This window comes from Peribacillus sp. NPDC058075 (assembly GCF_042885195.1).
Taxonomy (GTDB): Bacteria; Bacillota; Bacilli; order Bacillales; family DSM-1321; genus Peribacillus.
The window spans coordinates 742,378-769,375 of record NZ_JBHVSL010000001.1; the positions used below are offsets into that span (position 1 = coordinate 742,378).

Sequence of the window (26,998 nt, forward strand, 5' to 3'; positions counted from 1 at the left end):
CGGCCATAGCGGAAGCCAGCCAGGCATGATGGGCGGCCATAGCGGAAGCCAGCCAGGCATGATGGGCGGCCATAGCGGAAGCCAGCCAGGCATGATGATGGGCAGCCATAGCGGAAGCCAGCCAGGGATGATGATGGGCGGCCATAGCGGAAGCCAGCCAGGGATGATGATGGGCGGCCATAGCGGAAGCCAGCCAGGCATGATGATGGGCGGCCATAGCGGAAGCCAGCCAGGTATGATGATGGGCGACCATAGCGGAAGCCAGCCAGGCATGATGGGCGGCCATAGCGGAAGCCAGCCAGGCATGATGGGCGGCCAAAACGGAGGCCAGCCAGGTATGATGATGGGCGGCCAAAACGGAGGCCAACCAGGTATGATGGGCGGTCAAACCGGAGGTCCGCCGTGGATGGGCCGTCAAAATGGAAGTCAGCCGTGGATGATGGGCGATCAAAATGGAGGCCAGCCGGGAATGATGCCAAGACAATTTGGGGGTCAACCGGACATGATGCGCGGTCAGCTAGGGGGGCAACCTGAAGCTATGTTACCTGGACAAATGGGTGGCCAGCCAGGCCAATTCGGGGGAGTTCGTGCGCCTGAAACATTTGGGATTCCGACATATGTAGATGAAAGCGATGACTACTAATTATCAAGGAGACAGTGTTTTTAACACTCGTCTCCTCTCTTATTTAAATCGTAAGCCAAGGAATGTCCACCATATTCAAAGCAGTGTCTATTTAATAACTTTTGAAAAGGGTCATTCAATGATCCTTAAAGGATTCGACAGCTTTGAAAAGTGGGATCGGCAAAGGGAATTGACTTCTTTGTTAAAACAAAAGGGTTTTCATCAAACGTATTATATTCATCAGAATTTAATGCCCTTTGAATTTAAAGGGAAATGGTATGGGAGTATGGACTATTTTCCGCCGAGTAAGAAAAAATTCAAATATTCCAATCATAAGGACCGTTTAGAGGGAATTAAGTTACTGGAAAGCTTCCATGATGTGACGGAACATCTCTCCATTAATGCGCCTGTGTTCAATCAATCAAAAAAGTGGAAAGAACGTTTATCACTTTTTAAAACGAACTTTTCTTATGTTCGCCAATACGTTTCCGAAGATATTATCAAGGAATGGATTAGATGGGGTGAGTGGGCGTTAGAGGGGTTTGATAAAAATCAGTCTTTATGGAATAAGGAAAAGAAAGTAATCATTCATGGTGATTGTGCCCACCATAATTTCTTGCGCAGAGCGGATGGCACTTTGACTTTAATCGATTTTGACCTAATGGCAAATGCCCCGAGGTGCATTGATTATTTACAGTATGCAAACCGAATATCGCATCATTTGGAAGATGCGGCCACCGAGCTGTGGGAAGTGCCGCAATTGCAAAGGTATCAGTCAGACCCGGCCTTTTTATATGCTTTAACTTATCCTACCGATATTTTCCGTGAATGGAATCGTCTTAATAAAAGTTCTTCCCAGCTTCATTCGGTCTGGAAAATGTCCGTGGAAGGTTTTTCGGAGCGGATGGCGATGAATGAAAAGTTGGCAAAAAGGATTTCTTCCCTTAATAGGAAATAATATGGGTTTTTGGCCGTATCTTACAGAGTACATTTCCCGTTCGACACCCATGCTAATTATGAGCGGAATTTAGCTCATTCAATTGCAATGGGAGGGTTATTTGTGCAGAAAATAAAATGGGCACAGCCGCTTTGTACGGTATTGGCCGCCGTCAGTTTGGTTGGATGTGCTAATAATGATACAGCGGAAAATGAAAATATCACGAATGATACAGGATACCATGAAAAAGATACATTGGTACGCAACATCAATTATGAGAATATGGTGCAAGGTTTATACAATAAAGATGATGCGTACAGTAAAAGTGACCGTAACTACCATGGGCATGAGAGTAAACCGCTTAAGGCGCGATCATCTTATTATAATTCCTATGAAGGCGCTTTAGCCGACAAAGTCAATGGTGCCGCCAATAAAGTGGAGCCGGTCATAGATGCCAGGACAATCATCATGAAAGACGAAATGCTGGTGGCCTTGCAGCTTGATGACTACAGCCAGGCAAAAGATGTTAAAGAAAGAATCAAGAAGGAAATCGAACCGCTTACCAATGGCCGTACCCTATATGTCACCACCGATGAAGGTGTCTATTTCAGGACGATGACACTTGATAACAATCTTCGTGATGGCGATACGAGGGAAATGGTCATTTTGGATGCCAATGACATGTTCGATAACCTTAACATTCACGAAAATCACTTGAAATAATTAGTGGGCTGACCCGACATGGAGTCAGCTCTTTTTGATATTTTTCTGGTTAATAATCCTTTTTTGGGTCAAACTACATAAAAAGTAAACGCCTTAAGAGGTGAGTAAATTGATTAATCAACTCAGAATCCAATTTTTCATGACACTTTTCATATTGCCATTTTGCTTAACCGTTTTTGCCGAAGAAACTGTTCAAAAGGAAAATGAACCAATTGAGAGGAAGGTCATTCTTCAGCGTATGTATCTGGATGGCGAGTTAAGTGAAGAGAAATTGACAGAGACCATTTGGTCGATGGAGGACTTTTGGTCAAAATACGAAGGATGGAAAGTAGTCGATCAAAATGAACAGCAGATTGTCATGAAGAAAATTGAAAATGACATATCGCCGCTTTTAAAAGCGAATGGTTACCTTGGGATGAGAGAAGATGGTACGCTATCCATTTTTATCGGAAGGCCTGAGCACGCCAAGATCATTCATACTTTCTACCAAATAGACATTGGTAAACTAGAAGCATACAAGCAGGAGGAACTGCAAAAAGGGATTCCGATCATGAATAAAGACCAATATAAACAGCTCATAAAAGAATACGAGCCATATTCGGTAAACTAGGGTGGGTTGACAACCCATCCTTCAGACTGTAGACAAACTCGATAAAAATGGAGTTTGTCTACAGTTTTTTTGTATTTATAATTTGATCGTTGCATTCCATTGCAGGCACTCGCTTTCTGCGGGCGGTCCGCCCTTGGCGCCTTTACGCATGTTGGGTCTCGCTTGGATGCGTATTTGCCGCAGGAGTCTCGCACACCCGTACCAATCAACTTTGTGATAGGGACAACGGAAGTCAATGTGCCGCAATGAAATAACTTTTAATGAACAACACCCCCTTTTTATGATAAAATGAGAGGTACAGCAAAATCAGGGAGAGAATTAATTTGTATGATTATATAAAAGGCAAGGTCGATTATATTGGGCCTGAATACATAGTTGTGGAAAATGGGGGAATCGGATATCAAGTGATGACGCCGAATCCTTTTATTTTTTCCGCTCAATACCATAAAGAAATTCAAGTTTTCTTGTATCATTATGTTCGTGAGGATATGGCCGCATTATACGGATTCCAGACTCGTCAAGAAAAGGCGTTATTCACAAAATTATTGAATGTAACCGGAATCGGACCGAAGGGTGCTCTAGCCATTTTGGCTTCTGGTCAGGTTGATCAGGTGGTGCAGGCGATCGAAAATGAAGATGAATCGTTTTTGGTGAAATTCCCGGGAGTCGGTAAGAAAACGGCACGGCAAATGATCCTCGATTTAAAAGGGAAACTTGAGAACATTATTCCGGATGCGTTTCCAAGCTTGTTTAACGAAGGCATCACGGCTGCACTCAGTCCAAATGGTTATACGGAGGAATTGGATGAGGCCGTTCTTGCATTGAAGGCTCTTGGTTATTCTGAAAAGGAAGTCCAAAAGGTTGCCAAGAAATTGCAGGCAGAAGATATGACGACCGAGCAATATATTAAGAAAGCATTGCAAATGATGTTAAGATAAGGAGTGGCGCAATGGAGGAGAGAATATTCAATCAGGAAGCCGATTTGAACGAACTGTCCTTTGAACAAAGCTTGCGGCCGCAAAACTTAAAGCAATATATCGGACAGGATAAAGTGAAAGCGAATTTAAGTGTATACATCGAAGCGGCAAGGATGCGTGAAGAAACGCTCGATCATGTACTTTTATATGGACCGCCTGGCCTTGGAAAGACGACGCTTGCCGTCATCATCGCCAATGAAATGGGTGTGAATATCCGCACGACTTCCGGTCCCGCCATTGAGCGGCCGGGAGATCTGGCGGCCATTTTGAGTGCACTTGAACCGGGTGATGTATTGTTCATTGATGAGATTCACCGTCTTCCCCGTGTCGTCGAAGAAGTGCTATACCCTGCCATGGAGGACTTCTGTCTGGATATTGTGGTCGGTAAGGGACCGGAAGCCCGTTCGATCAGGATCGACTTGCCGCCGTTTACCCTCGTAGGGGCCACGACACGTGCAGGCTCACTGTCTGCACCGCTCAGGGACCGTTTTGGCGTTTTGAGCCGTCTTGAATATTATACGGAAAACCATTTGACTGATATCATCATCCGTACGGCAAGAATCATGGATACGGAAATGGTTGATCAAGCAGCGGCAGAGCTTGCAAGAAGATCAAGGGGCACACCGAGAATTGCGAATCGGCTTTTACGGAGGGTCAGGGATTTCGCCCAGGTACGCGGTGATGGTACGATAACGGCCGAGCTTGCCGATTATGCGCTTGAATTAATGCAGGTCGACCGTTTAGGACTCGATCATATTGACCATAAATTACTTAAAGGGATCATTGAAAAATTCCGTGGCGGCCCCGTGGGTCTGGAAACGATAGCTGCAACGATCGGAGAAGAGGCACATACGATCGAAGATGTGTATGAACCATATCTGTTACAAGTCGGTTTTCTTCAGCGTACCCCAAGAGGCCGGGTGGCAACACAGCTTGTTTATGAGCATTTCGGAATGGAGATGCCTGAATGATGAATATACCAAAGATGGTTATGATTCTGGGTGTGATTATATTCGTGATTGGTTTTGCGATGAAATATATCAGTCTCGGCAGGCTGCCGGGAGATATTTTTCTGAAAAAGGGGAATACGACGTTTTATTTTCCCATCGTTACATCAATAATCGTCAGCGTTATATTGTCCGCGATTTTTTATTTGATAGGCCGTTTTAAATAAGGATTACAGCTTGATAGACATGTAAGGAAGTGGAACAGATGAAATTGGATATGTTTGATTTTCATTTACCGGAGGAACTAATTGCCCAAGTTCCTTTGGAGGATAGGGAAGCAAGTAGATTGATGGTGCTGGACAAAGAAACCGGCAAGCTTCAGCATGATGTATTCAGCCATATCACGGAATATATCAAACCGGGAGATTGCCTGGTGTTGAATGATACGAAGGTGCTTCCGGCCCGGCTATACGGCAGTAAAGAAGGAACGGGTGCAAAAGTCGAAGTCTTGCTGCTTAAGCAAGAGCATGATGATGTATGGGAAACACTTGTGAAGCCGGCCAAACGGATTAAAGAAGGCACGACAATCGTTTTTGGCGATGGTAAGCTGAGTGCCGTGTGTACAGGTGTACTTGAGCATGGCGGCCGAATCCTTGAATTTAAATATGAAGGCATATTTTATGAAATACTGGAGAAGCTTGGCGAAATGCCGTTACCTCCATACATCAAGGAACAACTCGACGACCAGGACCGCTATCAAACGGTTTATGCGCGTGAACGGGGATCTGCAGCCGCACCTACCGCCGGCCTCCATTTTACGGAGGGTTTGCTTGGGAAACTTAAAGAGATGGGTGTACACATCGCATTCATCACTCTGCATGTCGGGCTTGGTACATTCCGTCCAGTAAGTGTCGACGACATTGATAGCCACGAAATGCATTCCGAATTTTATCAAATGACGGAAGGAACTGCCAGATTACTGAATGATGTGAAAGAGAAGGGCGGGAAAATCATTACGGTCGGCACTACGTCGACAAGGACACTGGAAACGATTGCGTCCCGCAATGATGGGGTTTTCAAGGAAGAGAATGGCTGGACGAGCATCTTCATTTATCCTGGTTATGAGTTCAAAGGGATCGATGCGATGATAACGAACTTCCATTTGCCCAAATCGACTTTAATCATGCTAATTTCTGCACTTGCGGGCAGGGAGCATGTCCTTCATGCCTATGAAACGGCTGTGGAAGAAAAATACAGGTTCTTTAGTTTTGGAGATGCAATGTTAATTAAGTAATATAAGAGTGCGAAGCTCTTGAAGGGAGTTATTGCGTTGACTGCAATACGATATGAGTTAATCAAAACATGTAAACAGACAGGGGCACGGTTAGGCCGGGTCCATACGCCTCATGGTTCTTTTGAAACGCCTGCATTTATGCCGGTTGGAACGATGGCTACTGTCAAAACGATGTCCCCAGAGGATTTGAAACAAATGGGGGCAGGCATCATCCTGAGCAATACGTACCACCTATGGCTGCGTCCGGGGCATGAAATCATCAAGGAAGCTGGCGGATTGCATAAGTTCATGAACTGGGATCGGGCAATTTTGACCGACTCAGGCGGCTTTCAAGTCTTCAGTTTGAGCGAGTTCCGCAAAATTGAAGAAGAGGGCGTGCATTTCAGGAACCATCTGAATGGCGATAAATTATTCTTATCCCCGGAAAAAGCGATGGAAATACAAAATGCGCTTGGCTCCGATATTATGATGGCATTTGATGAATGTCCGCCATTTCCGGCGACTGAAGAGTATATGAAGAAGTCGGTTGAACGGACATCGCGCTGGGCGGAACGCTGTTTGAATGCACATGAGCGTCCGAATGACCAAGGGCTGTTCGGGATCGTTCAAGGCGGGGAGTTTGAAAACCTTCGCAAACAAAGTGCAAAAGACCTTGTCTCCCTTGACTTCCCGGGTTATGCTATTGGAGGGTTATCCGTAGGGGAACCGAAGGATATCATGAACCGCGTCCTTGAGTTTACAAGTCCGCTGCTGCCAAGTGACAAACCTCGTTACCTGATGGGAGTCGGTTCGCCGGACTCATTGATCGATGGTGCACTGCGCGGTATCGATATGTTTGACTGTGTACTTCCGACGCGAATTGCGCGTAATGGTACGCTCATGACGAGCAATGGGCGGCTGGTTGTGAAAAATGCGAAGTATGCACGCGATTTCGGTCCAATCGATGAAAATTGCGATTGCCATGTTTGCAAGAATTATAGCCGGGCATATATCCGCCATTTGATTAAGTGTGAAGAAACCTTTGGGATTCGTCTTACGACTTACCATAATCTTCATTTTCTGTTAAACTTGATGGAACAGGTCAGACAAGCTATTCGAGAAGATCGCCTTGGAGACTTTAGGGAAGAGTTTTTTGAGCAGTATGGTTTCAATGAACCAAATGCGAGAAACTTCTAATTCCATACATATTTTAATGAACGAAAGGAGTGAATATATAAAATGGGTAATTTAACACAAATACTTCCGTTGATTTTAATGTTCGTATTGTTCTATTTCTTATTGATCCGCCCGCAGCAAAAACGCCAAAAGACTACGCAAAACATGCAAAGTAGTTTGAAAAAAGGTGATAAAGTTGCTACTATCGGCGGCATGCACGGAACAATCGATGCAATCGATGACCTGAAAATCGTCATTAAATCACCAGACGGCACAAAACTAACTTTTGACCGTGCAGCAATCCGTGAAATTACAGAAAGCGCACCGAATAAAGAAGTATCCGTATAAGACAAACAAAAACCGGGCCATGTGCCCGGTTTTTTTGCTGTGTTTTTTAATCGGTGCGGGAGTCGGAACTCATGTTGACCCCAAGCACGCCTCCCATCATGGCCGTAATCACAAAACAGCCATAGTATATCCATTGCTTGATGGTGAAAAGTGCATCGTGACCTAAATATTGAAAAAGGAACACGACCAACAGATAAAGCAGCCCAGTGCTCCCGCCCAAGAATAGTCCTTGCTTTTTCCCTTTGCCTCCTGAAATGAATCCACCAATGAACAGCGATAAAAAGGACACGATCATGATCACGTATGTCAGGGATGATTCCGTCAGAGAAGTAAAACGAAGAAGGATGGAAACGATTAAACTAGCAATCATCGCTATGGCAAAGATGGAGCCTACGCCATAAATTACGGCGACACTCATTTTTTTAGTTTCGATGGGTATTCCTCCTTTTTAAAAGGCTGATACGTATAGCCTGTTTATGTGTTTGTACAAGCATATTCCCCATATCGACCCTTTAGACCAGGTTTAAGAAGCTTCCCGTAAAATTAGAAAAGATTATAGAGTAATTTTTCAATCCCCAAGCCATGCTATGGATGAAGGATGTGGTATTGAAGTGGATATCCTGGCTATTATTTTTAGGACAACAGTGATCTATCTAGTCATCTTAATCCTTTTTCGAATGATGGGTAAGCGGGAAGTTGGGGAATTGAGCATTCTTGATTTAGTGGTATCCATCATGATCGGGGACATTGCCGTTCTATCCTTTGAAGATTTGGATAAACCATTTTTCAGGCAAATCATTCCGATGTTCGTTCTTGCTTTCATCCAAATAATATTGGCTTTCATTTCATTGAAAAGCATTAGATTTCGAAACATCGTGGATGGTACGCCGCAGATCATCATCAATCAAGGGAAAATAGATGAAAAAGCGATGCGTAAGCAACGATATACTTTTGATGATTTATTGACCCAACTGCGTGAACAGGGGATTAGTGATTTAAATGAAGTACAATTCGCAATCCTCGAATCTACCGGGAAGCTTTCGATCATCAAGAATACCAAAGGCAAAAGGTCTAAAACCAAGGAAACACCTTATCCCCTTATAATCGATGGGGAGATACAGGAGAGAAATCTCGATAGAATTGGCAAAAATCATTTTTGGCTCCGGCACCAGTTGAAAAAACTGGGAGAAACGAAGATAAAAGAGATTTCGATTTGCGGGTACATAGATGGCCAATTTTACATCGATAAAAATGAAACGAAGAAATGACCGAAGCCTTTTAATGCTTCGGTTCATTTTATTTCCAAGCGAATTTTGATAAAAAGCCGCCCACTACAGGAATCCTGATCAGATCTGCCTTTTTTATGCTGCCGGTCATGAGCAGGAAAAATGTAAACAGCAGGATGACGACCGTCACGGAAAGCAAAAGCCGTAAGCCAAGCGGCTGTGAGGAGAGCGGGAATTGATAAAGGTAATAACCGCCCCATCCGGAAATTAAAGCAAGGACCAAAGCTGATATATAGCTGCGGAAATGAAGCGTGAAAGGGACGACCTTCAGCACGGTTGAAAAATGCAGGAAGGTAACAAGCATCGTACCGACCGCTATCCCGATTGCGGCACCCATGATTCCGAAACTTTCCTTTGATGCCAGCAGCCAGATCACACCGATTTTAAGGATGTTGCCAGCCAGGCTGTTGAACATCGCGGCCTTTGCAAGGTCCAATGCTTGCAGCATGGATTGCAGCGGATATTGAAAGTAATAAAGGATGAAAAAGGGTGCCAGGAATTTAATGAAAACGGCAGCATGTGAAGAGCCGTACATGACTTGTAAAATCGGTTCGGCAAAGATGAATAGAATGACTATAGCTAAACAGCCGGTGATAAAGGTGATTTTCAGTGCCTGCTGAAGCCTGTGTTCAACGAGTAAAAAGTTTCCGGTCGTACGGGCTTCGCTCACTGCCGGGACAAGTGCCGTCGCCAATGATGATGTAACGAAGGAAGGAAGCATGAGTAAAGGCAGTGCGTACCCTGTCAGCTCCCCGTATTGACTTGTGGCTGCGGCCGCGGTGACTCCGGCAAGTGCCAAACTCTGGGCGACCACTATCGGTTCGAAAAACCACGAAACCGATCCGATCATCCTGCTCCCGGTGGAAGGAAGGGCAATCCCCATCAATTCGGTGAATGTTCCTTTTCCGGATTTGACATTCTTGAAAAAGCCCTTTCTGAACTTGAAATGTTTCTTTAATTTAAAGCTGGTCAATAAGTAGATGAGAGATACAAGTTCACCGATAATCGATGCGAACATCGCCCCGGCTGCAGCATATTCGATTCCATATGGCAAAAAAGCCTTCGTCAGGACGGCTATGAAAGTGATTCGGGCCACCTGTTCGATAACTTGAGAAAAAGCGAATGGCTTCATATTTTGCTTGCCTTGGAAATAACCGCGCAATACGGAAGATATGGCGATGATCGGTACGATAGGGGCAATCGCCATAAGCGGCCATAACGTCCGTTCGTCAGTGAATAGGTATTCTGAGAGAGCCGGCGCGAAAAGCAGCATTGCAGGAGTGAAAATCATCGATAGAGTAAAGGTGCAGGCCAAAGAGACGACAAGGATTTTCTTGATTTTCCGTTCATCACCTCTGGCATTGGCCTCAGCCACGTATTTCGAAATGGCGATAGGCAGGCCTAACTGGGTTATGTTCACGACGAGAAAGAGGGTCGGTAAAGCCATCATATATAAACCAACGCCTTCTTCGCCGATGAAGCGGGCGATGACAATGCGGTTAATGAAACCAAGAACCCTTGTAATCAGGCTTGCGATTAATAAAATCAGCGTCCCTTTTAAAAATTTGGACATTGAACTCCCTCCCTGCCTTCTCAAAAAAGCGGTTATGCTATACAATTATCTATATGCTTGTACTTGGACAAAGCATGACAAAAGTGTTTGTTTGCGTTCTAACAAATGATAAGAAACCCTTCTAAGAAATGCGCAATCATTTGAGAATCATTTTACTGGAGGCAAAGTGATGGCAAAAAAGAATCATCCCTATCAAAGGTATTATCTAAAGGTGCGTCCATTCTTGAAGAGCAAGCGTGAGGAATTCCAAATGGTCGGATTGAATGCCGTAACAGAGGAAGACATATGGGGAACCTTAACCAAAAATAAATGGAAGCGTCCGCAGGAAAACATTCACATACATGAACTTGTCGCAGATATCGTGACATTTTCGAGCAACCAGTTCATGACTTTCCAAATGGTCGAAGCTTATAAATCACCAAACCTATTTGAGCCGCTTTCTGAAGAGGAACTGAAGGAACTTTTGAAAGAATGACACAAAGATATACTTAAATTGACAGCTGTTTGTATTTGACTCATAATAGATATGGTTATGCTTTTTTTGGAAAAGCATGGAAAGCTGTGTCTTTTTTCTCAAGAAGAAAAGGGAATGCAGTTATCAGTTAAACAAAAAATGACAGTTTTTTTAACTTCAGGAACAGGCGTATTATAGAAAGGGGCCTACTACATAATGGTAAAAAGAAGCAGGATCGTTGCGTTTTTTCTAATCGCACTTTTGATTTTCGCAGCGATGGGGACGACTTCAAAAGGAATCCTAAAGGATATCAAGCTGGGTCTTGATCTTCAAGGCGGTTTTGAAGTGTTATATGAAGTAAAACCGCTGTCTGGGGAGAAGATCACCCCGGATGTTTTACGGGCTACAGTAAGCTCGCTTGAGCGGCGTGTCAATGTTTTGGGGGTTAGCGAGCCTAACATTCAAATCGAAGGGAAAGACCGGATCCGCGTTCAATTGGCTGGGGTAAAAGACCAAAACAACGCTCGGGAAATCCTCTCGACACAAGCTAAATTATCCTTCCGTGACTACAACGATAAGGAAATGATGACCGGGGCCGACCTGAAAGAAGGCGGCGCGAAACAAACGTTCCAAGATAATCAACCGGTTGTTGAAGTCACATTGAAAGATGTGGATAAATTTAAGGACATCACTCAAAAAATATCCACGATGGAAAGACCTACTAATGTACTTGCAATCTGGCTGGATTTCGAGGAAGGAAAAGATTCCATTAAAGATACCTCTTCACAAGACAATATGATTTCAGCTCCAGCTGTCAGTGAAGTTTTTAATACGAAGAAGGTGTTTATTACCGGTCAATTCACGGTGGAAGAAGCGAAAGAGCTTGCAGCCCTTCTTAATGCCGGTGCTTTGCCTGTAGATTTAAAAGAAAAGTATTCGACTTCTGTAGGTGCCCAGTTCGGTGCAGGTGCACTGCATGATACTATTTTTGCAGGAATCATCGGAATTGCACTTGTTTTTATCTTCATGCTTGTGTATTACCGCTTCCCGGGATTCATTGCAGTCGTCACTTTAAGCATATACCTTTTCTTGACGCTTTTAGTGTTTGATTGGATGAATGCGGTCCTTACGCTGCCTGGTATTGCAGCATTGGTACTCGGGGTCGGGATGGCCGTCGACGCCAATATCATAACGTATGAGCGAATCAGGGATGAATTGAAACTTGGCAGATCGGTTAAAGCGGCTTATAAAGAAGGTACCAAGAATTCACTTGCTACAATCACGGATGCCAACTTAACGACCCTGCTGGCTGCGGCTGTACTGTTCTATTATGGAACAAGCTCGGTTAAAGGGTTTGCCACCACTTTGATCATTTCGATTTTAATGAGTTTCATTACAGCCGTCTATGGTACACGTCTCTTCATGAGCCTTTGGGTGAATAGCGGGTTCCTGGATAAACGTGCATCATGGTTTGGCGTGAAGAAGAAATACATTCACGATTTATCCGAGAAAATGAATTTAATGTCATTGCCAACACGCTTTGATAAAATCGATTTTGTCAAACATCGGAAAGTTTTTTATGGCATTTCAATCGGTGTCACCATTATCGGGATCATATTCCTTCTCGTCTTTAGATTGAATCTCGGGATTGACTTCACGAGCGGCACCCGAATCGAGATTGCTTCCAAAGACGTCTTGACGACACAGCAAGTCAAAACCGAAATGGATAAGGTCGGTATTGACGAAGAGGATATCAAGGATGTCAGGCTCGCTGGACAAGACAATAAAAATGCTGTCGTTCGGACAGTCGGTGTCCTCGATAAACAAGAGATTGCTGAATTGAAGGACCATTTCAAGAAGGATTACGGAGCAGAACCGAATGTCAGCACTGTATCGCCGACTGTAGGGAAAGAGCTTGCGAAAAATGCCATGTTTGCGTTAGCGATTGCATCAATCGGAATCATATTGTATGTATCGATACGATTTGAATGGCGAATGGCTGTACCTGCAGTTGTCGCCCTTATCCATGATGCATTCTTCATCATCACGATTTTTAGCTTACTCCGGCTCGAAGTGGATATCACCTTCATTGCTGCGGTTCTGACGATTGTCGGTTATTCGATCAATGATACGATCGTTACCTTTGACCGTATTCGTGAAAACCTACGCTTCAGCCGTAAAATCAAAACCGCCGAAGAGCTTGAGAACATTGTTAACATCAGTATCAGGCAAACTTTGACGAGATCCATTAACACGGTTCTGACCGTTCTCATTACGGTCATCGCATTGATGATCTTTGGCAGTGAAGCTATCCGTAACTTCTCCATTGCCCTGTTTATCGGTTTGATATGCGGCGTTTATTCATCACTATTGATCGCTTCCCAATTCTGGCTTGATTTGAAAATCAGGGAATTGAAGAAGAAAGGTCCGCTGAATACCGCAAAAGAAAAGAAACAAAGCCTTGAAGGTCAAGTTTAATAGGTGGGGGGCTGGCATGATGCCAGCCTTCTTTTTGTTGAACTAAGTTTATTGGATAGGGAATTACAGCCATTTATGAGTTTAAAATAAAATTGAAACTGGTATATTCGTTTTGTATAATGAGTAGGTTGAGGGGTGAATAAATGTTAAAGCCAAAAACACGGTGGAACTTGCAATCTGCCGATGAAAACAAAGTTGCTGTACTAGCTGAAGAGCTTCATATCACACCTTTGGTTGCAGCCCTGCTTGTGAATCGAGGCCTGGATACAATTGAAAGTGCCCGATCGTTTTTATTTGTAAAAAATCAAACTTTTCATGATCCATTTTTATTGAAGGATATGGATAAGGCAGTATATAGAATAAGAGAAGCCATTCAAAATGGGGAAAAAATACGTATATTCGGTGATTATGATGCGGATGGCGTGACATCGACCACAGTGATGATGACGGCGCTGTTGAAATTGGGGGCCAATGTTGATTTTTATATCCCGAATCGATTTACAGAGGGATATGGTCCGAATCCGATGGCGTTCCGCCTTGCAGCTGAGCAAGGGGTGAAGGTATTAATAACCGTCGATACCGGAATTTCTGCAATCGATGAAGCGAAACTTGCCGGCGAGCTTGGAATGGATTATATATTGACCGACCATCACGAACCGGGGCCGGAACTGCCTGAGGCATTGGTAATCATCCATCCTAAACTTGAGAACAGTTCCTATCCATTTAAAGACCTTGCCGGAGTAGGGGTTGCATTTAAGCTTGCACACGCCTTGCTTGGGGATTTGCCTGAGGATCTGCTTGAAATAGCGGCAATCGGCACGATAGCGGATTTAGTGCCTTTGCAAGGGGAAAACCGCCTCATTGCTGCGAAAGGCATCGAGCAGTTACGTTTGACTCGCCGCCCGGGACTTGTTGCGTTAATGAAAGTGGCGAATGTTCAGCAGGAAGCATTGAATGAAGAATCGATCGGCTTTGCGATGGCACCGAGGATCAATGCTGTCGGGCGCCTTGGAGATGCCGATCCCGCTGTCGATTTATTGATGTCACAAAGCCTGGAAGAAGCGGTGGAACTTGCGAATGAAATCAATGATATCAATAAAGAGCGGCAGGAAATGGTTGCAGCAATGGCGGCGGAAGCGATTGCTGAGGTCGAGGAAAACTTCCCGCCGGAGTCCAATGGCGTGCTCATCATCGGAAGGGAAGGCTGGAACGCAGGAGTCGTGGGGATTGTGGCCTCAAAACTTGTTGAACGCTTTTACCGGCCCACGATTGTATTGAGCTATGACCGGGAAAAGGGATATGCGAAAGGTTCCGCTCGGAGCATCGCCGGTTTCGATCTTTTTCAAAGTCTTTCCACCTGCCGTGAACTGCTGCCTCATTTCGGTGGACATCCGATGGCTGCTGGAATGACATTGAAAATTGAAGATGTCCAGGAGCTCAGGGACCGCATGAATTTGATAGCGAAGGAACAACTTAACGAAGAGGACTTTACACCGATTACAAACTTGGACGGGGCTACGACTTTAGCTGACGTTTCCATTCAAACGATTCAGGAAATGAGCTTGCTGTCGCCATTTGGGGTAACGAATCCCAAGCCGAAGATATTGATAGATTCCGTACAGCTTTCAAGTGTCCGCAAAATAGGTGCAAACCAAAATCACCTGAAGGTCCAGCTGGAAGATGGTGAAAATCACAAACTTGACGGTGTGGGCTTCGGTCTTGGTCATTTTGTCGATGAAATAGCTCCGCACGCTGAGGTCTCGGTTATTGGTGAGCTTTCCATCAATGAGTGGAATAATATGAAAAAGCCCCAGATCTTTGTCCAGGATGTCTCGGTAAACCATTGGCAGTTATTCGATTACCGCGGCAAGGGACAGGCAGAGAAGTGGCTTGCCGACATTCCTGCACAAAACCGGAAGATCGTCATTTTCTCGGAAGATATTTATAGCAGATATCCATTTTTACAAAACCATGCGGATCTCGTTCTTATCAACAATGAACTGGATGCAGAGCAGCTCGACTGCTTCGAAGGTCATTTGGTATTCATGGACATGCCGACGTCAAGGGATTATTTGAAACGGGTGATTGCCGATAAGCAGCCTTCACGTATCTACGCTCACTTTTCCCATGAACAGGACCATTTCCTAAGTACGATGCCAACAAGAGATCATTTTAAATGGTTTTATGCCTTCCTTGCAAAAAAGGGTCCGCTTGATGTGAAAAGATATGGTGATGACCTAGCCAAATATCGCGGCTGGTCAAGAGATACGGTGGATTTCATTTCTAAGGTGTTTTTTGAGCTTGATTTTGTTACAATAGAGAATGGGTTAATTATGCTCACAACCAATGCGAAAAAACGCGATCTCAGTGAATCTGAATCGTATACAAGAAAGAAAGAGCAATTTGAGCTTGAACAAGAGCTTGTTTATTCTTCCTATCAGCAATTATTCGATTGGTTCAATCATTATTTAGTTCATGAGGCAACAGACCTTGAGGAGGAAACAAAGCAATGGATTTAAAGCAATATGTAACAATTGTGCAAGACTGGCCAAAACCGGGTATTGTCTTCAAAGATATTACAACATTAATGGATAACGGTGCAGCTTATAAATACGCAACAGACCAAATCGTCGAGTACGCTCGCGATAAGAATATCGACTTGGTGGTCGGGCCGGAAGCGCGCGGATTCATTATCGGATGTCCAGTCGCATACTCATTGGAAGTGGGCTTTGCGCCAGTGAGAAAAGAAGGAAAACTTCCACGTGAAACGATAAAAGTCGAATATGGATTAGAATATGGCAAGGATGTATTGACAATCCATAAAGATGCCATTAAACCGGGACAGCGTGTACTGATTACGGACGATTTACTTGCTACCGGGGGAACAATCGAAGCGACAATCAAATTGGTTGAAGAGCTTGGCGGAATTGTAGCCGGGATTGCATTCCTTATTGAATTGACTGACTTGGATGGAAAAGATAAATTAGACGGCTATGATGTCTTGACATTAATGAGCTTTTAATAAAGAAGAGCACTCTGACCAGGGTGCTCTTTCTGTTTTTACCCGTTTTTTTCTGGATTTTGTCGAATTTCCAGTGAAAAAATTCAGTATTCTTTATAAAATACACGTTTAACTCTTTACATCCTTGCCTTTTTTTTCGATAATAGTAATAATAAAGAGTTTTTCTGCTAATAAGTTTATTTGCACTTTTATCCGTTTAAGCGGATTTATTTTTTTTCGCAAAAATTGTCACGTTTTGCAGAATAAAGGGAAGTGCTACCAATCATACTCAATCCGGATCATATCCGGTGGCAGTTAAAGTGGGGTTAAGGTGATTAAATGGCTAATGATCAAATATTGACTGCCGAGCAGGTTGTAGAACAGGCCAGCTTATATCTTCAGCCGGAAGAAGCTGAATTTATTCATAGAGCGTTTAAGTATGCAGAGTATGCTCACCGAGAACAATTCCGTAAATCGGGAGAGCCGTATATTATTCATCCGATTCAAGTGGCGGGTATTCTGGCTGAACTTGAAATGGACCCTGCAACCATTGCGGCAGGTTTTTTACATGATGTTGTTGAAGACACGGAGATCACTCTGAAGGATATTGAAGAAAATTTCAGTCCTGAAGTCGCCATGCTTGTGGATGGCGTGACAAAGTTAGGGAAAATCAAGTATAAATCACAGCAGGAGCAACAGGCGGAAAATCATCGGAAAATGTTCGTGGCGATGGCCCAGGATATACGGGTCATCTTGATCAAGCTTGCGGACAGACTTCATAATATGCGGACATTGAAGCATCTGCCGCAGGAAAAGCAGAGAAGGATATCGAACGAGACGTTGGAAATTTTCGCACCGCTTGCTCATCGTCTTGGTATCAGTACAATTAAATGGGAACTTGAAGATACTGCACTAAGGTATTTGAATCCTCAGCAGTATTACCGAATCGTCAACCTGATGAAGAAAAAGCGTGCAGAACGTGAACAGTATCTGGAAGAAGTCATTGATGAAGTGCGTAAAAACGTTGAGGAAGTCAATATTAAGGCTGACCTTTCCGGGAGACCGAAACATATTTACAGCATTTATCGTAAAATGGCTTTGCAGAATAAGCAGTTCAGCGAAATTTACGATTTGCTTGCGGTTCGGATCGTCGTCAATAGCATAAAGGATTGCTATGCCGTCTTAGGGATCATCCATACATGCTGGAAGCCGATGCCTGGCCGATTCAAAGATTATATTGCGATGCCGAAGCCGAATATGTATCAATCGCTCCATACTACGGTGATTGGACCGAAAGGCGACCCGCTGGAAGTGCAGATCCGTACTTCCGATATGCATCGCATTGCCGAGTTCGGGGTTGCCGCGCACTGGGCTTATAAAGAAGGAAAAGATGTCGGGGAACAGCCTTCACTGGAAGAAAAATTGACATGGTTCCGGGAAATTCTTGAATTCCAGGATGATGCGACTAATGCAGAGGAATTCATGGAATCCCTTAAGATAGATCTTTTTTCTGATATGGTATTCATTTTCACACCAAAAGGCGATGTCATCGAACTGCCGTCAGGATCCAACCCGATTGATTTCGCTTACCGGATTCACTCGGAAATCGGAAACAAAACGATTGGTGCCAAGGTGAATGGGAAAATGGTACCGCTGGATTATAAACTGAAAACTGGCGACATCATAGAAATCTTAACTTCTAAGCATTCATATGGTCCAAGTCAGGATTGGCTTAAACTAACCCAAACATCTCAGGCGAAAAACAAGATCCGCCAATTTTTCAAGAAGCAGCGCCGGGAAGAAAATATCGAAAAAGGCAAAGAGCTTGTTGAAAAGGAAATCAAGGATATGGAGTTCGACCTGAAGGAAATCCTGACGGCCGAGAATATCAGGCGTGTTGCAGATAAATTCAACTTCCTAAATGAAGAAGATATGTATGCAGCAGTCGGATATAATGGAATCACTGCCCTTCAGGTAGCTAACCGCCTTACCGAAAAATGGCGTAAACAGAAAATGGTCGAGCAAGAAGCGGATATTTCTGAAGCGGTAGCCGACCTGAAAACCTTCTCCAATACAACTAAAAAACGTGACTCAGGTGTACAGGTACCGGGGATTGATAACCTGCTTATCCGTTTATCACGCTGTTGCAACCCAGTGCCAGGGGACGAAATCGTTGGGTATATAACCAAAGGCCGTGGAGTTTCAGTTCATAGACAGGACTGTCCGAACCTGGATAGCGGAGATTCCGATCATCGCCTTGTACCGGTTGAATGGGAAAGTACGATTAATGAACGCAAGGAATACATCGTTGAAATTGAAATCAGCGGCTATGACCGTCGCGGCTTATTAAATGAAGTACTGCAGGCCGTCAATGAAACCAAGACCAACATTTCGGCAGTCTCGGGTAAATCAGACAGGAACAAGGTGGCGACCATTCACATGTCCATCTATATCCATAACATTGCCCATTTACAAAAGGTCGTCGACCGTATCAAACAAATTTCAGATGTTTATTCCGTTAGAAGGATCATGAACTAAGGAGTTTTTATTGCCATGCGTGTTGTTTTACAACGTTCCAAAGCGGCAAAAGTCGTTGTCGCAGACCAAATCATCGGGCAAATCGACAGCGGGCTCGTCCTGTTGGTTGGCGTCACCCATGGGGATACCATCGATGACGCCGCCTATTTGGCCGATAAGATTGTAAATCTCAGAATATTTGAAGATGAAAATGAAAAGATGAACCATTCACTATTGGATGTGGGAGGTTCGATTTTATCCGTTTCACAATTCACCTTATACGGCGATAGCCGCAAAGGCCGTCGACCGAATTTCATGGACGCCGCCCGTCCTGAAGAGGCGAATGAAATATATGAAGCATTTAACGAGGAACTCCGCAAGAAAGGCGTCCATACGGAAACCGGTCAATTTGGTGCCATGATGGATGTTCAGCTTACTAATGACGGTCCCGTTACACTTATACTTGAAAGCAAAAAATAACCTGCTGCGGCAGGTTATTTTTTGTAGAAAAGCCAGCTTCGATGCGAAGCTGGCTTTTCTGATTCTTATTTAAAATACCGCGCCAATCCATTATAGATGGCAGATGTGATTTTTTCTTGATACTCATTCGATGTTAACGTCAATTCTTCCACTGGATTGCTTAAATAACCTAGTTCAATAAGTGTGGCTACCCGTTTATTTTCGCGGGTAACGTGAAAATTCCCGTAACGTGATCCGCGGTTGGGCACCTGCATGGTTGAACCGAGTGAATTGGCCAGAGTAGCCGCCAATGCATGCTGGTAATCATGATAGTAGTATGTGGTGATCCCGCTGGTGATCTGGTCCTTGGTGCTATCATAATGGAGGCTGATGAAAGCATCCGCGTTATGTATATGAGAAGTGCTGACCCGGGAAGGGAGTGGAACATAGGTATTTCCGCTTCTGGTCAGGATCACTTTAGCTCCTGCCGCCTGAAGTTTGTCCCGCAGCAGCTCTGCCGTACGAATCGTCAAGTTTTTCTCCAGTGTTCCACCGACGCCTATTGTACCGCTATCCCTGCCGCCATGGCCGGGATCGATCACAATGATTTTATCCTTTAAGTATTTTTCAACTCCAGGTCGTTGGATCTGCTCGGAATTCCCTTCAATCGTCACGATCCATCCGGCCACATAAGCCGTTTTTCCGCTCTTCAGTTTTATGGAATACCAGTCGCCTTCCATACCTGATGCGGAGAACGTTTCACCTGCATTGGCCTGCTCGACTATCTTCGAGTTGCCATCAGGCTCGCTTCTAAGGATCGTACCATCATGAATGATGGTAATCTTGTTTCCTTTTACATCAACCTTTTTTTCCTTCACCGTTTGTTCAACATTCTCTTTTTCCAGATACCAACTCACGACCCAGCCCTTTTTCGAATCGGAGAGCTTGATCTGTGTCATATTTCCCTTTGTTTGCAGTACGGCGTACGTTTCATCTTTGTTCACCGAGCCGATGACCTTGCTTGAGAGAGAGGCTTCTTTCCTGATATTTAAACCCGTAGCGGTCACCCTTGCAGTGGCGCCTGCCGGATCATTTTTCCTGTCTTCTTTCCCTTCGCTTACTTGTATGTAAGATTCAGCTACCCAACCGCGGACTCCTTGGAAATCAATTTCAGCCCATTCATTTTCAACCCGGTAAACGTTCACTGCCGTATTTTTGTTCAGCTTTCCGAGCGTGGCACTTTTTTTCGACGGTTCAGAGCGGACATTGAGCCGGTCCACCAAAGTTACTCCGTTTTTTACGGATTGTTTCGTTTCTTTTTTCTTAGTTGAATCTTTCTTCGCAGCATTTCCAGATGCGGCGGGGAGATTAAGGTAGTCAGAAGAGACCCACCCTTCGATATCCGCCGTCTTGATCTTTATCCAATTTTCATTTTTTTCAATGATGTCAACAGCTGTACCTTTACTCAAGGACCCAACCGTTTGAAATGTAGTGCCTGGACCTGTACGGACGCGGACCGAACTGCCTGATATCACACCTTGTCCGGATTCCTTTTTGACCTGATTGGTATCAGACCCCGTTTGTCTCTCCACTAGCCAATTGGCAACCCAACCCGTTTTGCCGGCGCCAATCTGGATTTCGATCCAGTCGCCATCTTCATTCAGGATGGGATATGATTCCCCTTTTTCCAGTTTTTTTACGATTGGGAAACTGAGACCTGCACCTTCACGGACATTGACCACTTGGGTCGTCACGATATTTTCCCCTTCATCTTTTGCAAAAGCGTGATTGATGGGAAAAATCGCTGAGAATATCAGCATAAGTGTCAGGCCGAATAAACCCGATTTCTTCTTCATAAGTTGTCTCTCCCTTTTAATGTCTATATGTATGTATTCTCGTTCAATGAAAATTTCCCTCTATCCCTGTGCAAAAAACATTTTTTTTAGGAAAGAATAGAGCTTATATAACTCTAGGAGGGAAACCATATGAAATTCAGCGAAAAAGATCAAACGAGCTTAAGCGGAGGCAATCAAGTATTGGGTGTCGATTTTCACGATTTCATCCAAAAGGAACAAAGCGCAAACCTTGTTGAATTGGCATCTGAATTCGGAGTCAATGTCCGGACCATCAAAAATCTGAAAAAACGTTTGAACCAATAAAATGCGACAAAATCCTCAGTCTGCCTTGACATTTGATGTTAACGTCCGTATGATTATAAAATATCAGACTTATTACTGCAAGAACCAATGATGGAGAAGAGTAATTAAGAAACACATGAAAAGAGAGGAAATGCCGAGGCTGAAAGCATTCCACATGATGACTTAATGAAAGAACCCTCCGTAGGCTTCACTCCGAACGGATTTACTTAATAGGAGATGAACGTAAAACAGGCGTTAACTGTTTTTTGAGCGGGGGCACTTTTTTTGTGCTTCAACTAGGGTGGCACCACGGGATATCCAAACTCTCGTCCCTTGTAACATATTAGTTACAAGGGGCGGGAGTTTTTTGTTTGGAAAAAATCAGTATAGCGTGCCGTATTAGAAAGGGCGCTTTGCTTTAAAGGAGGAAACACAAATGTCTATTCAGATTCCTAGAGGTACCCAGGATTTATTGCCTGGCCAAACGGAAATTTGGCAGTATATCGAAAACACGGCGCGTGAGATTTGTCACCGTTATCAATATAAAGAAATCCGCACTCCCATTTTTGAGCACACGGAATTATTTTTACGTGGTGTGGGGGATACAACCGATATCGTTCAAAAAGAGATGTATTCATTTCAAGATCGCGGTGAAAGGAACTTAACCCTTCGTCCGGAAGGCACCGCTTCTGTTGTACGGTCATATATCGAGAACAAAATGTTCGGGTGGGCCAATCAACCGGTCAAGCTTTATTATATCGGGCCGATGTTCCGATACGAACGTCCGCAAGCAGGCCGATTCCGCCAGTTCGTTCAATTCGGCATCGAAGCTTTAGGAAGTAAGGATCCAGGAATCGATGCAGAGGTTCTGTCACTTGCGATGAACCTCTACAAGGAACTTGGTTTGAAAAAGCTGAAACTTGTGATCAACAGTCTTGGTGATAAAGAAAGCCGGACAGCGCATCGCAATGCGTTAATCAAACATTTCGAACCCCGCATCGGCGAGTTTTGCGGCGATTGTCAAAACCGTCTCGAAAAGAATCCTTTGCGTATCCTGGATTGCAAAAAGGATCACGGTCACGAATTGATGAGCACGGCTCCATCCATCATTGAATATTTAAATGATGAATCCCGTATTTACTTTGAAAAGGTGAAACAGCATTTAACCGATTTGGAAATCGATTTCGTCGAAGATCCGACTCTAGTGCGCGGCTTGGATTACTATAATCATACAGCCTTTGAAATCATGAGTGATGCAGAAGGCTTTGGCGCCATCACTACACTTTGCGGAGGCGGCCGTTATAACGGGCTTGCTGAAGAACTTGGCGGACCGGAAACACCTGGAATCGGCTTTGCACTTAGCATTGAACGCCTGATTGCAGCCCTCCAAGCAGAAAACATCGAGCTTCCGATCAAAAAGGGAATTGACTGCTATCTTGTTTCATTAGGTGAAACGGCCAAGGATTATACCGTCAAACTTGCCCATCAATTGCGGAATGCCGGTTTTACCGTCGAAAAAGACTATCAAGACCGTAAAGTGAAAGCACAATTCAAGTCAGCCGACCGCCTCGAAGCAAGATATGTGGCGACACTCGGGGATGATGAATTGGCAAATAATAAAATCAATGTGAAGTACATGGAAACCGGTGAACAAGTCCAGATGGATCTTGCTACATTCGTTGAACAATTCAAAAAGCTACAGGCTTAAGGGGGAAATACCATGTTTGGCAGAACATACTTCAATGGTGAAGTGACAGAAGCAGCTATTGGTGAAAAAGTAACATTAAAAGGATGGGTACAAAAACGCCGGGATTTGGGCGGTGTCATCTTTATCGACCTACGTGACAGAAGCGGAGTCGTCCAAGTCGTTTTCAATCCGGACATCTCGGCAGACGCGCTGGCTACAGCCGAAAAAATCCGTAATGAATACGTCCTTGACATCCAAGGGACAGTCATCAAACGTGATGAAGCCAACTTCAACCCGAACGTAACAACAGGGACCGTCGAAGTTCAAGCCGAAAACGTTACGATTTTAAACGAAGCAAAGACCCCTCCATTCAGCATTGATGAAAGAACGGATGTATCAGAAGACATCCGCTTGAAATATCGTTATTTGGATCTGCGTCGTCCGGCGATGTTCGAAACGTTGAAAATGCGTAACCAAACAACAAAAGCGATTCGTGATTACTTGGACGGTGAAGGCTTCCTTGATATCGAAACACCTATCTTAACAAAGAGTACACCTGAAGGAGCACGTGATTATTTAGTGCCTAGCCGTGTACACGAAGGGGAGTTCTATGCACTTCCGCAGTCACCGCAAATCTTCAAGCAGCTATTGATGGTATCAGGTTTCGAACGTTATTATCAAATTGCCCGCTGTTTCCGTGATGAAGACTTACGTGCTGACAGACAGCCTGAATTCACGCAAATCGATATCGAAACAAGCTTCATGAGCCAAGAAGATATCATTAACACTGCCGAAAACATGATGGCTAAAGTGATGAAAGACGTTAAAGGACTGGACGTAACACTGCCATTCCCTAGAATGACCTACAATGAAGCGATGAGCCTTTACGGATCCGATAAACCGGATACACGCTTCGGAATGGAACTTAAAGATGTTTCCGAAATCGTCAAAGACAGTGACTTCAAAGTGTTCACCGGCGCTGTTGCAAACGGCGGACAAGTTAAGGCGATCGTCGTTAAGGACGGAAATGCGGATTATTCCCGTAAAGATATTGATGCATTGGCTGAATTCGCAGCGATTTACGGTGCAAAAGGCCTTGCATGGCTGAAAGTTGAAGAAGACGGCGTAAAAGGGCCAATCGCCAAATTCTTCGCAGAAGATCAAGAGCAATTAGTATCTGCATTGGAAGCTGAAGTGGGTGATTTAATCTTATTCGTCGCAGATAAGAAAGGCATAGTCGCCGATGCACTTGGAGCACTTCGCAACAAGCTTGGTAAAGAAAGAGGCTTGATCGATCAAAGCAAATTCAACTTCCTATGGGTGACCGACTGGCCATTATTTGAATATGACGAAGAAGAAGGACGCTACTATGCAGCACACCATCCATTCACCATGCCATTCCGTGAAGACATGGACAAACTGGAATCAGACCCAGCAAGCGTCCGTGCACAAGCATATGACCTTGTACTGAACGGCTACGAACTTGGCGGTGGATCACTGCGGATATTCGAACGCGACGTTCAGGAAAAAATGTTCAAAGTACTTGGATTCTCAGAAGAAGAAGCAAACGCACAATTCGGCTTCCTAATGGATGCATTCGAATACGGAACGCCTCCACACGGCGGAATCGCCCTAGGACTGGATCGCATGGTCATGCTGCTCGCAGGCCGCACGAACCTTCGCGACACCATCGCGTTCCCGAAAACAGCAAGCGCAAGCGACCTGCTCGTTGACGCACCAAGTACTGTAAGTGACAAGCAATTGGCCGAACTTAACCTAAGACTTGCAGCACTTAAAAAATAATTCATTTGGAAAAAATATGAAAAAATACCTAGGTGTTTTTTCTTGAAACAGTGTTAAGCATTATGATATGATATCTTCAATAAGTAAGAGTCCTGATGTGTTCGTTCTTTAACCTATAAGTTTTGACCGAACACTTATAGTTACCGGGAGCACTAGTTTCCTGGCCGCGTAAAAGCCTCCCTCGAAGAGGACTTACAAACGCGAGGAACCGAGCACCCACCTGCGGAGAGCGGGTTCAAAACAAAGGCGTAAACGGCACAATTGGGACTCTTACACCTTACAAAGCAACTCATGTTACATAACATGGGTTTTTTTGTGCGTTAAAATTGTAAACTTACGAGAGAATGCGTGTATTGGTGCGAATTCACGAGTAAATAGTTTGAACTCACGAGTAAAAGGAGGAAATTCACGAGTAAATAGGTTGAACTCACGAGTAAATGGTGTGAATTCACGAGTAAAAGGCGCAAACTCACGAGTAAATGGAGGAAATTCACGAGTAAAAGGCGCGAACTCACGAGTAATGGAGAAAATTCACGAGTAAAAGGCGAAAACTCACGAGTAAAAGGCGCGAACTCACGAGTAAATGGAGGAAACTCACGAATAAATGGCGAAAACTCACGAGTAAATGATGCTAACTCATGAGTAAAACGTAAATTCACGAGTAAAAGGCGCGAATTCACGAGTAAAAGGCGGGAATTCACGAGTAAAAGGCGCGAACTCACGAGTAAATGGAGGAAACTCACGAGTAAAAGGCGAAAACTCACGAGTAATGGATGAAATTCACGAGTAAAAGGCGCGAACTCACGAGTAAATGGAGGAAACTCACGAGTAAATGGTGAAAATTCACGAGTAAAAGGCGCGAACTTCCGACTGAGCTACAAATCTCAAGAATTAAACCGAGCAAACTCACGGTAAAAAGCCTGATTTCAGTAATTTAGCAGGAAAAATGGCCATTAACAAAGAAGCAAAAGGAGAAGGAGTTGATATATATGCTAAAACCGTGTGAAAGGCCTATGAAAATGCTCAAACTGGAGGCATTAACCAGGAGGCTCTCAGCAAATCATCCAAAACAGGAAAGAATAAGGAACGATTTCCGGAAAATCCGTACAGGATTTAACGGAGAGCGGAGTATCGGAAAAGAACTGAAAAATCTTCCGAAAGACTATCGAGTATTTCATGATTTGAGGTTAGGCTACGACGGGAGCCGTTATTTTCAAATGGATTTCCTAATAATCACCCGGAATTACGGCATCATCATCGAAGTAAAAAACTTTGCGGGAACGCTCTATTTTGACCGCACCTATCCCCAATTGATTCGGACAAAAGATGGACAGGAACAAGCTTATCTAGATCCGCTGATCCAGGTTGACGTGCAAAAATCCCGATTTAATGATTGGCTTTCTTTTCACAAATTCCCCGCGCTGCCAATTGAAACGCTCATTGCCAATGCAAACCCGAATACCATCATCAGGACTACGCCGGGTTTTACCCCCATTTTCAAAAAAATCACGGGAAAAGAAACCCTCATCTCCAAAATTCATACCCTCGATGAAAAGTATTCTTCTAAGCAATTAACCCAAAGGCAGAGCAATAGACTTACGAATACGATTCTGCAAAAAAACACTCCGCATAATCCTGATATCCTCGATTTGTATCAAATCGATGAGCAAGATCTGCTCAAAAGCGTTCAATGTCCTGAATGCTCTGCTCTACATATGCAATATCACTGGGGCAAATGGTCTTGCAGTCACTGTTCTTACGCCTCAAAAGATGCCCACATTAAAACACTTCGTGATTTTGCTCTCCTCATAAAACCCAATATTACGAATAAACAAGCACGGCTCTTTTTACAAATAGATTCTATTGATATCATGCAGCGGATGCTGTCTGCACTGGAATTGCCTTATTCGGGGCAATTTAAAAATAGAGCTTATAGACTTGATGGACTAATTCACGAGTAAATGGGGCAAACTCACGAGTAAATGACCC

Annotated in this window: 24 protein-coding genes, 1 other RNA gene, 1 pseudogene and 1 other annotated feature; of the genes and pseudogenes, 22 read left to right on the forward strand and 4 right to left on the reverse strand. The window is 44.1% G+C overall.

Annotation, left to right across the window (positions count from 1 at the left end; all coding sequences use genetic code 11):
- From ACFVS1_RS03765 to yajC, 10 genes and pseudogenes are all read left to right on the forward strand, one after another.
- Window positions 1–643: pseudogene (locus tag ACFVS1_RS03765) on the forward strand (hypothetical protein); the annotation flags it as partial.
- Window positions 633–1,580 carry a phosphotransferase gene (locus tag ACFVS1_RS03770; RefSeq protein ID WP_352919513.1) on the forward strand — a complete coding sequence of 316 codons (948 nt, stop codon included), beginning with the start codon at window positions 633–635 and terminating at the stop codon, window positions 1,578–1,580. The pseudogene ACFVS1_RS03765 and the gene ACFVS1_RS03770, both read left to right, overlap by 11 nt.
- 102 nt (window positions 1,581–1,682) lie before the next feature.
- On the forward strand, window positions 1,683–2,282 hold the full coding sequence (locus tag ACFVS1_RS03775) for a YhcN/YlaJ family sporulation lipoprotein (protein WP_387545173.1): 600 nt from the start codon (window positions 1,683–1,685) through the stop codon (window positions 2,280–2,282).
- Window positions 2,283–2,382: 100 nt separating this feature from the next.
- A complete protein-coding gene (locus ACFVS1_RS03780; protein WP_387545174.1) occupies window positions 2,383–2,892 on the forward strand; it encodes a BofC C-terminal domain-containing protein in 510 nt (169 codons plus the stop codon).
- A 323-nt stretch (window positions 2,893–3,215) separates the two neighbouring features.
- On the forward strand, window positions 3,216–3,830 hold the full coding sequence (gene ruvA, locus ACFVS1_RS03785; RefSeq protein ID WP_352919520.1) for a Holliday junction branch migration protein RuvA: 615 nt from the start codon (window positions 3,216–3,218) through the stop codon (window positions 3,828–3,830).
- A gap of 11 nt (window positions 3,831–3,841) precedes the next feature.
- Window positions 3,842–4,840, forward strand: a complete 999-nt coding sequence (ruvB, locus tag ACFVS1_RS03790) for a Holliday junction branch migration DNA helicase RuvB (protein ID WP_241593365.1) — start codon at window positions 3,842–3,844, stop codon at window positions 4,838–4,840.
- Entirely contained in the window at window positions 4,837–5,043 is a 207-nt protein-coding gene (locus ACFVS1_RS03795; protein WP_241593364.1) for a DUF2905 domain-containing protein, read from the forward strand. The genes ruvB and ACFVS1_RS03795 overlap by 4 nt, the downstream gene beginning before the upstream one ends.
- A gap of 38 nt (window positions 5,044–5,081) precedes the next feature.
- Window positions 5,082–6,110 carry a tRNA preQ1(34) S-adenosylmethionine ribosyltransferase-isomerase QueA gene (queA, locus tag ACFVS1_RS03800; RefSeq protein ID WP_352919524.1) on the forward strand — a complete coding sequence of 343 codons (1,029 nt, stop codon included), beginning with the start codon at window positions 5,082–5,084 and terminating at the stop codon, window positions 6,108–6,110.
- Window positions 6,111–6,146: 36 nt separating this feature from the next.
- Window positions 6,147–7,286 carry a tRNA guanosine(34) transglycosylase Tgt gene (gene tgt / locus ACFVS1_RS03805; RefSeq protein ID WP_241593360.1) on the forward strand — a complete coding sequence of 380 codons (1,140 nt, stop codon included), beginning with the start codon at window positions 6,147–6,149 and terminating at the stop codon, window positions 7,284–7,286.
- Window positions 7,287–7,328: 42 nt separating this feature from the next.
- Window positions 7,329–7,613 carry a preprotein translocase subunit YajC gene (gene yajC, locus ACFVS1_RS03810; protein WP_133349436.1) on the forward strand — a complete coding sequence of 95 codons (285 nt, stop codon included), beginning with the start codon at window positions 7,329–7,331 and terminating at the stop codon, window positions 7,611–7,613.
- A gap of 46 nt (window positions 7,614–7,659) precedes the next feature.
- On the opposite strand, the gene ACFVS1_RS03815 is transcribed toward yajC, so the two are convergent.
- Window positions 7,660–8,031, reverse strand: coding sequence for a TIGR04086 family membrane protein (locus ACFVS1_RS03815; protein ID WP_174524159.1), 372 nt, complete (start codon window positions 8,029–8,031; stop codon window positions 7,660–7,662).
- A gap of 169 nt (window positions 8,032–8,200) precedes the next feature.
- Here ACFVS1_RS03815 and ACFVS1_RS03820 point away from each other — a divergent pair, with 169 nt between their 5' ends.
- Window positions 8,201–8,881: a DUF421 domain-containing protein gene (locus ACFVS1_RS03820; RefSeq protein WP_387545177.1), complete on the forward strand. Its 681-nt coding sequence runs from the start codon at window positions 8,201–8,203 to the stop codon at window positions 8,879–8,881.
- A 28-nt stretch (window positions 8,882–8,909) separates the two neighbouring features.
- Here ACFVS1_RS03820 and spoVB read toward each other — a convergent pair whose 3' ends face one another.
- Window positions 8,910–10,472, reverse strand: a complete 1,563-nt coding sequence (gene spoVB / locus ACFVS1_RS03825) for a stage V sporulation protein B (protein ID WP_352919531.1) — start codon at window positions 10,470–10,472, stop codon at window positions 8,910–8,912.
- A 169-nt stretch (window positions 10,473–10,641) separates the two neighbouring features.
- Between spoVB and ACFVS1_RS03830 the strand changes: the two genes are divergently transcribed.
- The 6 genes from ACFVS1_RS03830 to dtd all read left to right on the forward strand — a co-directional run bounded on the left by ACFVS1_RS03830 (window position 10,642) and on the right by dtd (window position 19,402).
- Window positions 10,642–10,947 (forward strand): post-transcriptional regulator, encoded by a 306-nt coding sequence (locus ACFVS1_RS03830; protein WP_137020410.1) that lies wholly within the window; start codon window positions 10,642–10,644, stop codon window positions 10,945–10,947.
- A 195-nt stretch (window positions 10,948–11,142) separates the two neighbouring features.
- Window positions 11,143–13,404: a protein translocase subunit SecDF gene (gene secDF / locus ACFVS1_RS03835; protein ID WP_387545179.1), complete on the forward strand. Its 2,262-nt coding sequence runs from the start codon at window positions 11,143–11,145 to the stop codon at window positions 13,402–13,404.
- Window positions 13,405–13,547: 143 nt separating this feature from the next.
- Window positions 13,548–15,923 (forward strand): single-stranded-DNA-specific exonuclease RecJ, encoded by a 2,376-nt coding sequence (gene recJ / locus ACFVS1_RS03840; protein WP_387545181.1) that lies wholly within the window; start codon window positions 13,548–13,550, stop codon window positions 15,921–15,923.
- Window positions 15,914–16,426 carry an adenine phosphoribosyltransferase gene (locus ACFVS1_RS03845; RefSeq protein ID WP_352919539.1) on the forward strand — a complete coding sequence of 171 codons (513 nt, stop codon included), beginning with the start codon at window positions 15,914–15,916 and terminating at the stop codon, window positions 16,424–16,426. Before recJ ends, ACFVS1_RS03845 begins: the two co-directional genes overlap by 10 nt.
- Window positions 16,427–16,744: 318 nt before the next feature.
- Window positions 16,745–18,943 carry a RelA/SpoT family protein gene (locus ACFVS1_RS03850; protein ID WP_387545183.1) on the forward strand — a complete coding sequence of 733 codons (2,199 nt, stop codon included), beginning with the start codon at window positions 16,745–16,747 and terminating at the stop codon, window positions 18,941–18,943.
- 15 nt (window positions 18,944–18,958) lie between these two features.
- On the forward strand, window positions 18,959–19,402 hold the full coding sequence (dtd, locus tag ACFVS1_RS03855) for a D-aminoacyl-tRNA deacylase (protein ID WP_241593340.1): 444 nt from the start codon (window positions 18,959–18,961) through the stop codon (window positions 19,400–19,402).
- 65 nt (window positions 19,403–19,467) lie between these two features.
- Here the strand turns inward: dtd and ACFVS1_RS03860 are convergent, their stop codons facing one another.
- Window positions 19,468–21,237: an N-acetylmuramoyl-L-alanine amidase family protein gene (locus tag ACFVS1_RS03860; RefSeq protein WP_387545185.1), complete on the reverse strand. Its 1,770-nt coding sequence runs from the start codon at window positions 21,235–21,237 to the stop codon at window positions 19,468–19,470.
- Between the two features lie 129 nt (window positions 21,238–21,366).
- On the opposite strand from ACFVS1_RS03860, the gene ACFVS1_RS03865 reads away from it, so the two are divergent.
- The 4 genes from ACFVS1_RS03865 to ssrS all read left to right on the forward strand — a co-directional run bounded on the left by ACFVS1_RS03865 (window position 21,367) and on the right by ssrS (window position 25,281).
- Window positions 21,367–21,540, forward strand: a complete 174-nt coding sequence (locus ACFVS1_RS03865) for a hypothetical protein (RefSeq protein ID WP_034308777.1) — start codon at window positions 21,367–21,369, stop codon at window positions 21,538–21,540.
- 78 nt (window positions 21,541–21,618) lie between these two features.
- Window positions 21,619–21,856, forward strand: a binding site (T-box leader).
- A gap of 99 nt (window positions 21,857–21,955) precedes the next feature.
- Window positions 21,956–23,227 (forward strand): histidine--tRNA ligase, encoded by a 1,272-nt coding sequence (gene hisS / locus ACFVS1_RS03870; RefSeq protein ID WP_352919547.1) that lies wholly within the window; start codon window positions 21,956–21,958, stop codon window positions 23,225–23,227.
- Window positions 23,228–23,239: 12 nt separating this feature from the next.
- On the forward strand, window positions 23,240–25,009 hold the full coding sequence (gene aspS, locus ACFVS1_RS03875) for an aspartate--tRNA ligase (protein ID WP_387545186.1): 1,770 nt from the start codon (window positions 23,240–23,242) through the stop codon (window positions 25,007–25,009).
- An 86-nt stretch (window positions 25,010–25,095) separates the two neighbouring features.
- Window positions 25,096–25,281, forward strand: a non-coding RNA gene (gene ssrS, locus ACFVS1_RS03880) — 6S RNA.
- A gap of 48 nt (window positions 25,282–25,329) precedes the next feature.
- On the opposite strand, the gene ACFVS1_RS03885 is transcribed toward ssrS, so the two are convergent.
- Window positions 25,330–25,773, reverse strand: a complete 444-nt coding sequence (locus ACFVS1_RS03885) for a hypothetical protein (protein WP_387545187.1) — start codon at window positions 25,771–25,773, stop codon at window positions 25,330–25,332.
- Between the two features lie 225 nt (window positions 25,774–25,998).
- Between ACFVS1_RS03885 and ACFVS1_RS03890 the strand changes: the two genes are divergently transcribed.
- Window positions 25,999–26,970 carry an NERD domain-containing protein gene (locus tag ACFVS1_RS03890; protein WP_387545188.1) on the forward strand — a complete coding sequence of 324 codons (972 nt, stop codon included), beginning with the start codon at window positions 25,999–26,001 and terminating at the stop codon, window positions 26,968–26,970.
- The last annotated feature ends 28 nt before the right edge of the window (window positions 26,971–26,998 follow it).

Bases quoted from the DNA above. Each gene is read 5' to 3' on its own strand.
- ruvB (WP_241593365.1), top strand. From the start codon at position 3,842: ATGGAGGAGAGAATATTCAATCAGGAAGCCGATTTGAACGAACTGTCC.
- spoVB (WP_352919531.1), bottom strand. From the start codon at position 10,472: ATGTCCAAATTTTTAAAAGGGACGCTGATTTTATTAATCGCAAGCCTG.
- ACFVS1_RS03860 (WP_387545185.1), bottom strand. From the start codon at position 21,237: ATGAAGAAGAAATCGGGTTTATTCGGCCTGACACTTATGCTGATATTC.
- secDF (WP_387545179.1), top strand. From the start codon at position 11,143: ATGGTAAAAAGAAGCAGGATCGTTGCGTTTTTTCTAATCGCACTTTTG.
- ACFVS1_RS03770 (WP_352919513.1), top strand. From the start codon at position 633: ATGACTACTAATTATCAAGGAGACAGTGTTTTTAACACTCGTCTCCTC.
- ACFVS1_RS03815 (WP_174524159.1), bottom strand. From the start codon at position 8,031: ATGAGTGTCGCCGTAATTTATGGCGTAGGCTCCATCTTTGCCATAGCG.
- queA (WP_352919524.1), top strand. From the start codon at position 5,082: ATGAAATTGGATATGTTTGATTTTCATTTACCGGAGGAACTAATTGCC.
- aspS (WP_387545186.1), top strand. From the start codon at position 23,240: ATGTTTGGCAGAACATACTTCAATGGTGAAGTGACAGAAGCAGCTATT.
- ACFVS1_RS03820 (WP_387545177.1), top strand. From the start codon at position 8,201: ATGGATGAAGGATGTGGTATTGAAGTGGATATCCTGGCTATTATTTTT.
- hisS (WP_352919547.1), top strand. From the start codon at position 21,956: ATGTCTATTCAGATTCCTAGAGGTACCCAGGATTTATTGCCTGGCCAA.
- ACFVS1_RS03865 (WP_034308777.1), top strand. From the start codon at position 21,367: ATGAAATTCAGCGAAAAAGATCAAACGAGCTTAAGCGGAGGCAATCAA.
- recJ (WP_387545181.1), top strand. From the start codon at position 13,548: ATGTTAAAGCCAAAAACACGGTGGAACTTGCAATCTGCCGATGAAAAC.
- dtd (WP_241593340.1), top strand. From the start codon at position 18,959: ATGCGTGTTGTTTTACAACGTTCCAAAGCGGCAAAAGTCGTTGTCGCA.
- ACFVS1_RS03850 (WP_387545183.1), top strand. From the start codon at position 16,745: ATGGCTAATGATCAAATATTGACTGCCGAGCAGGTTGTAGAACAGGCC.
- ACFVS1_RS03845 (WP_352919539.1), top strand. From the start codon at position 15,914: ATGGATTTAAAGCAATATGTAACAATTGTGCAAGACTGGCCAAAACCG.
- yajC (WP_133349436.1), top strand. From the start codon at position 7,329: ATGGGTAATTTAACACAAATACTTCCGTTGATTTTAATGTTCGTATTG.
- ACFVS1_RS03795 (WP_241593364.1), top strand. From the start codon at position 4,837: ATGATGAATATACCAAAGATGGTTATGATTCTGGGTGTGATTATATTC.
- ACFVS1_RS03830 (WP_137020410.1), top strand. From the start codon at position 10,642: ATGGCAAAAAAGAATCATCCCTATCAAAGGTATTATCTAAAGGTGCGT.
- ACFVS1_RS03890 (WP_387545188.1), top strand. From the start codon at position 25,999: ATGCTAAAACCGTGTGAAAGGCCTATGAAAATGCTCAAACTGGAGGCA.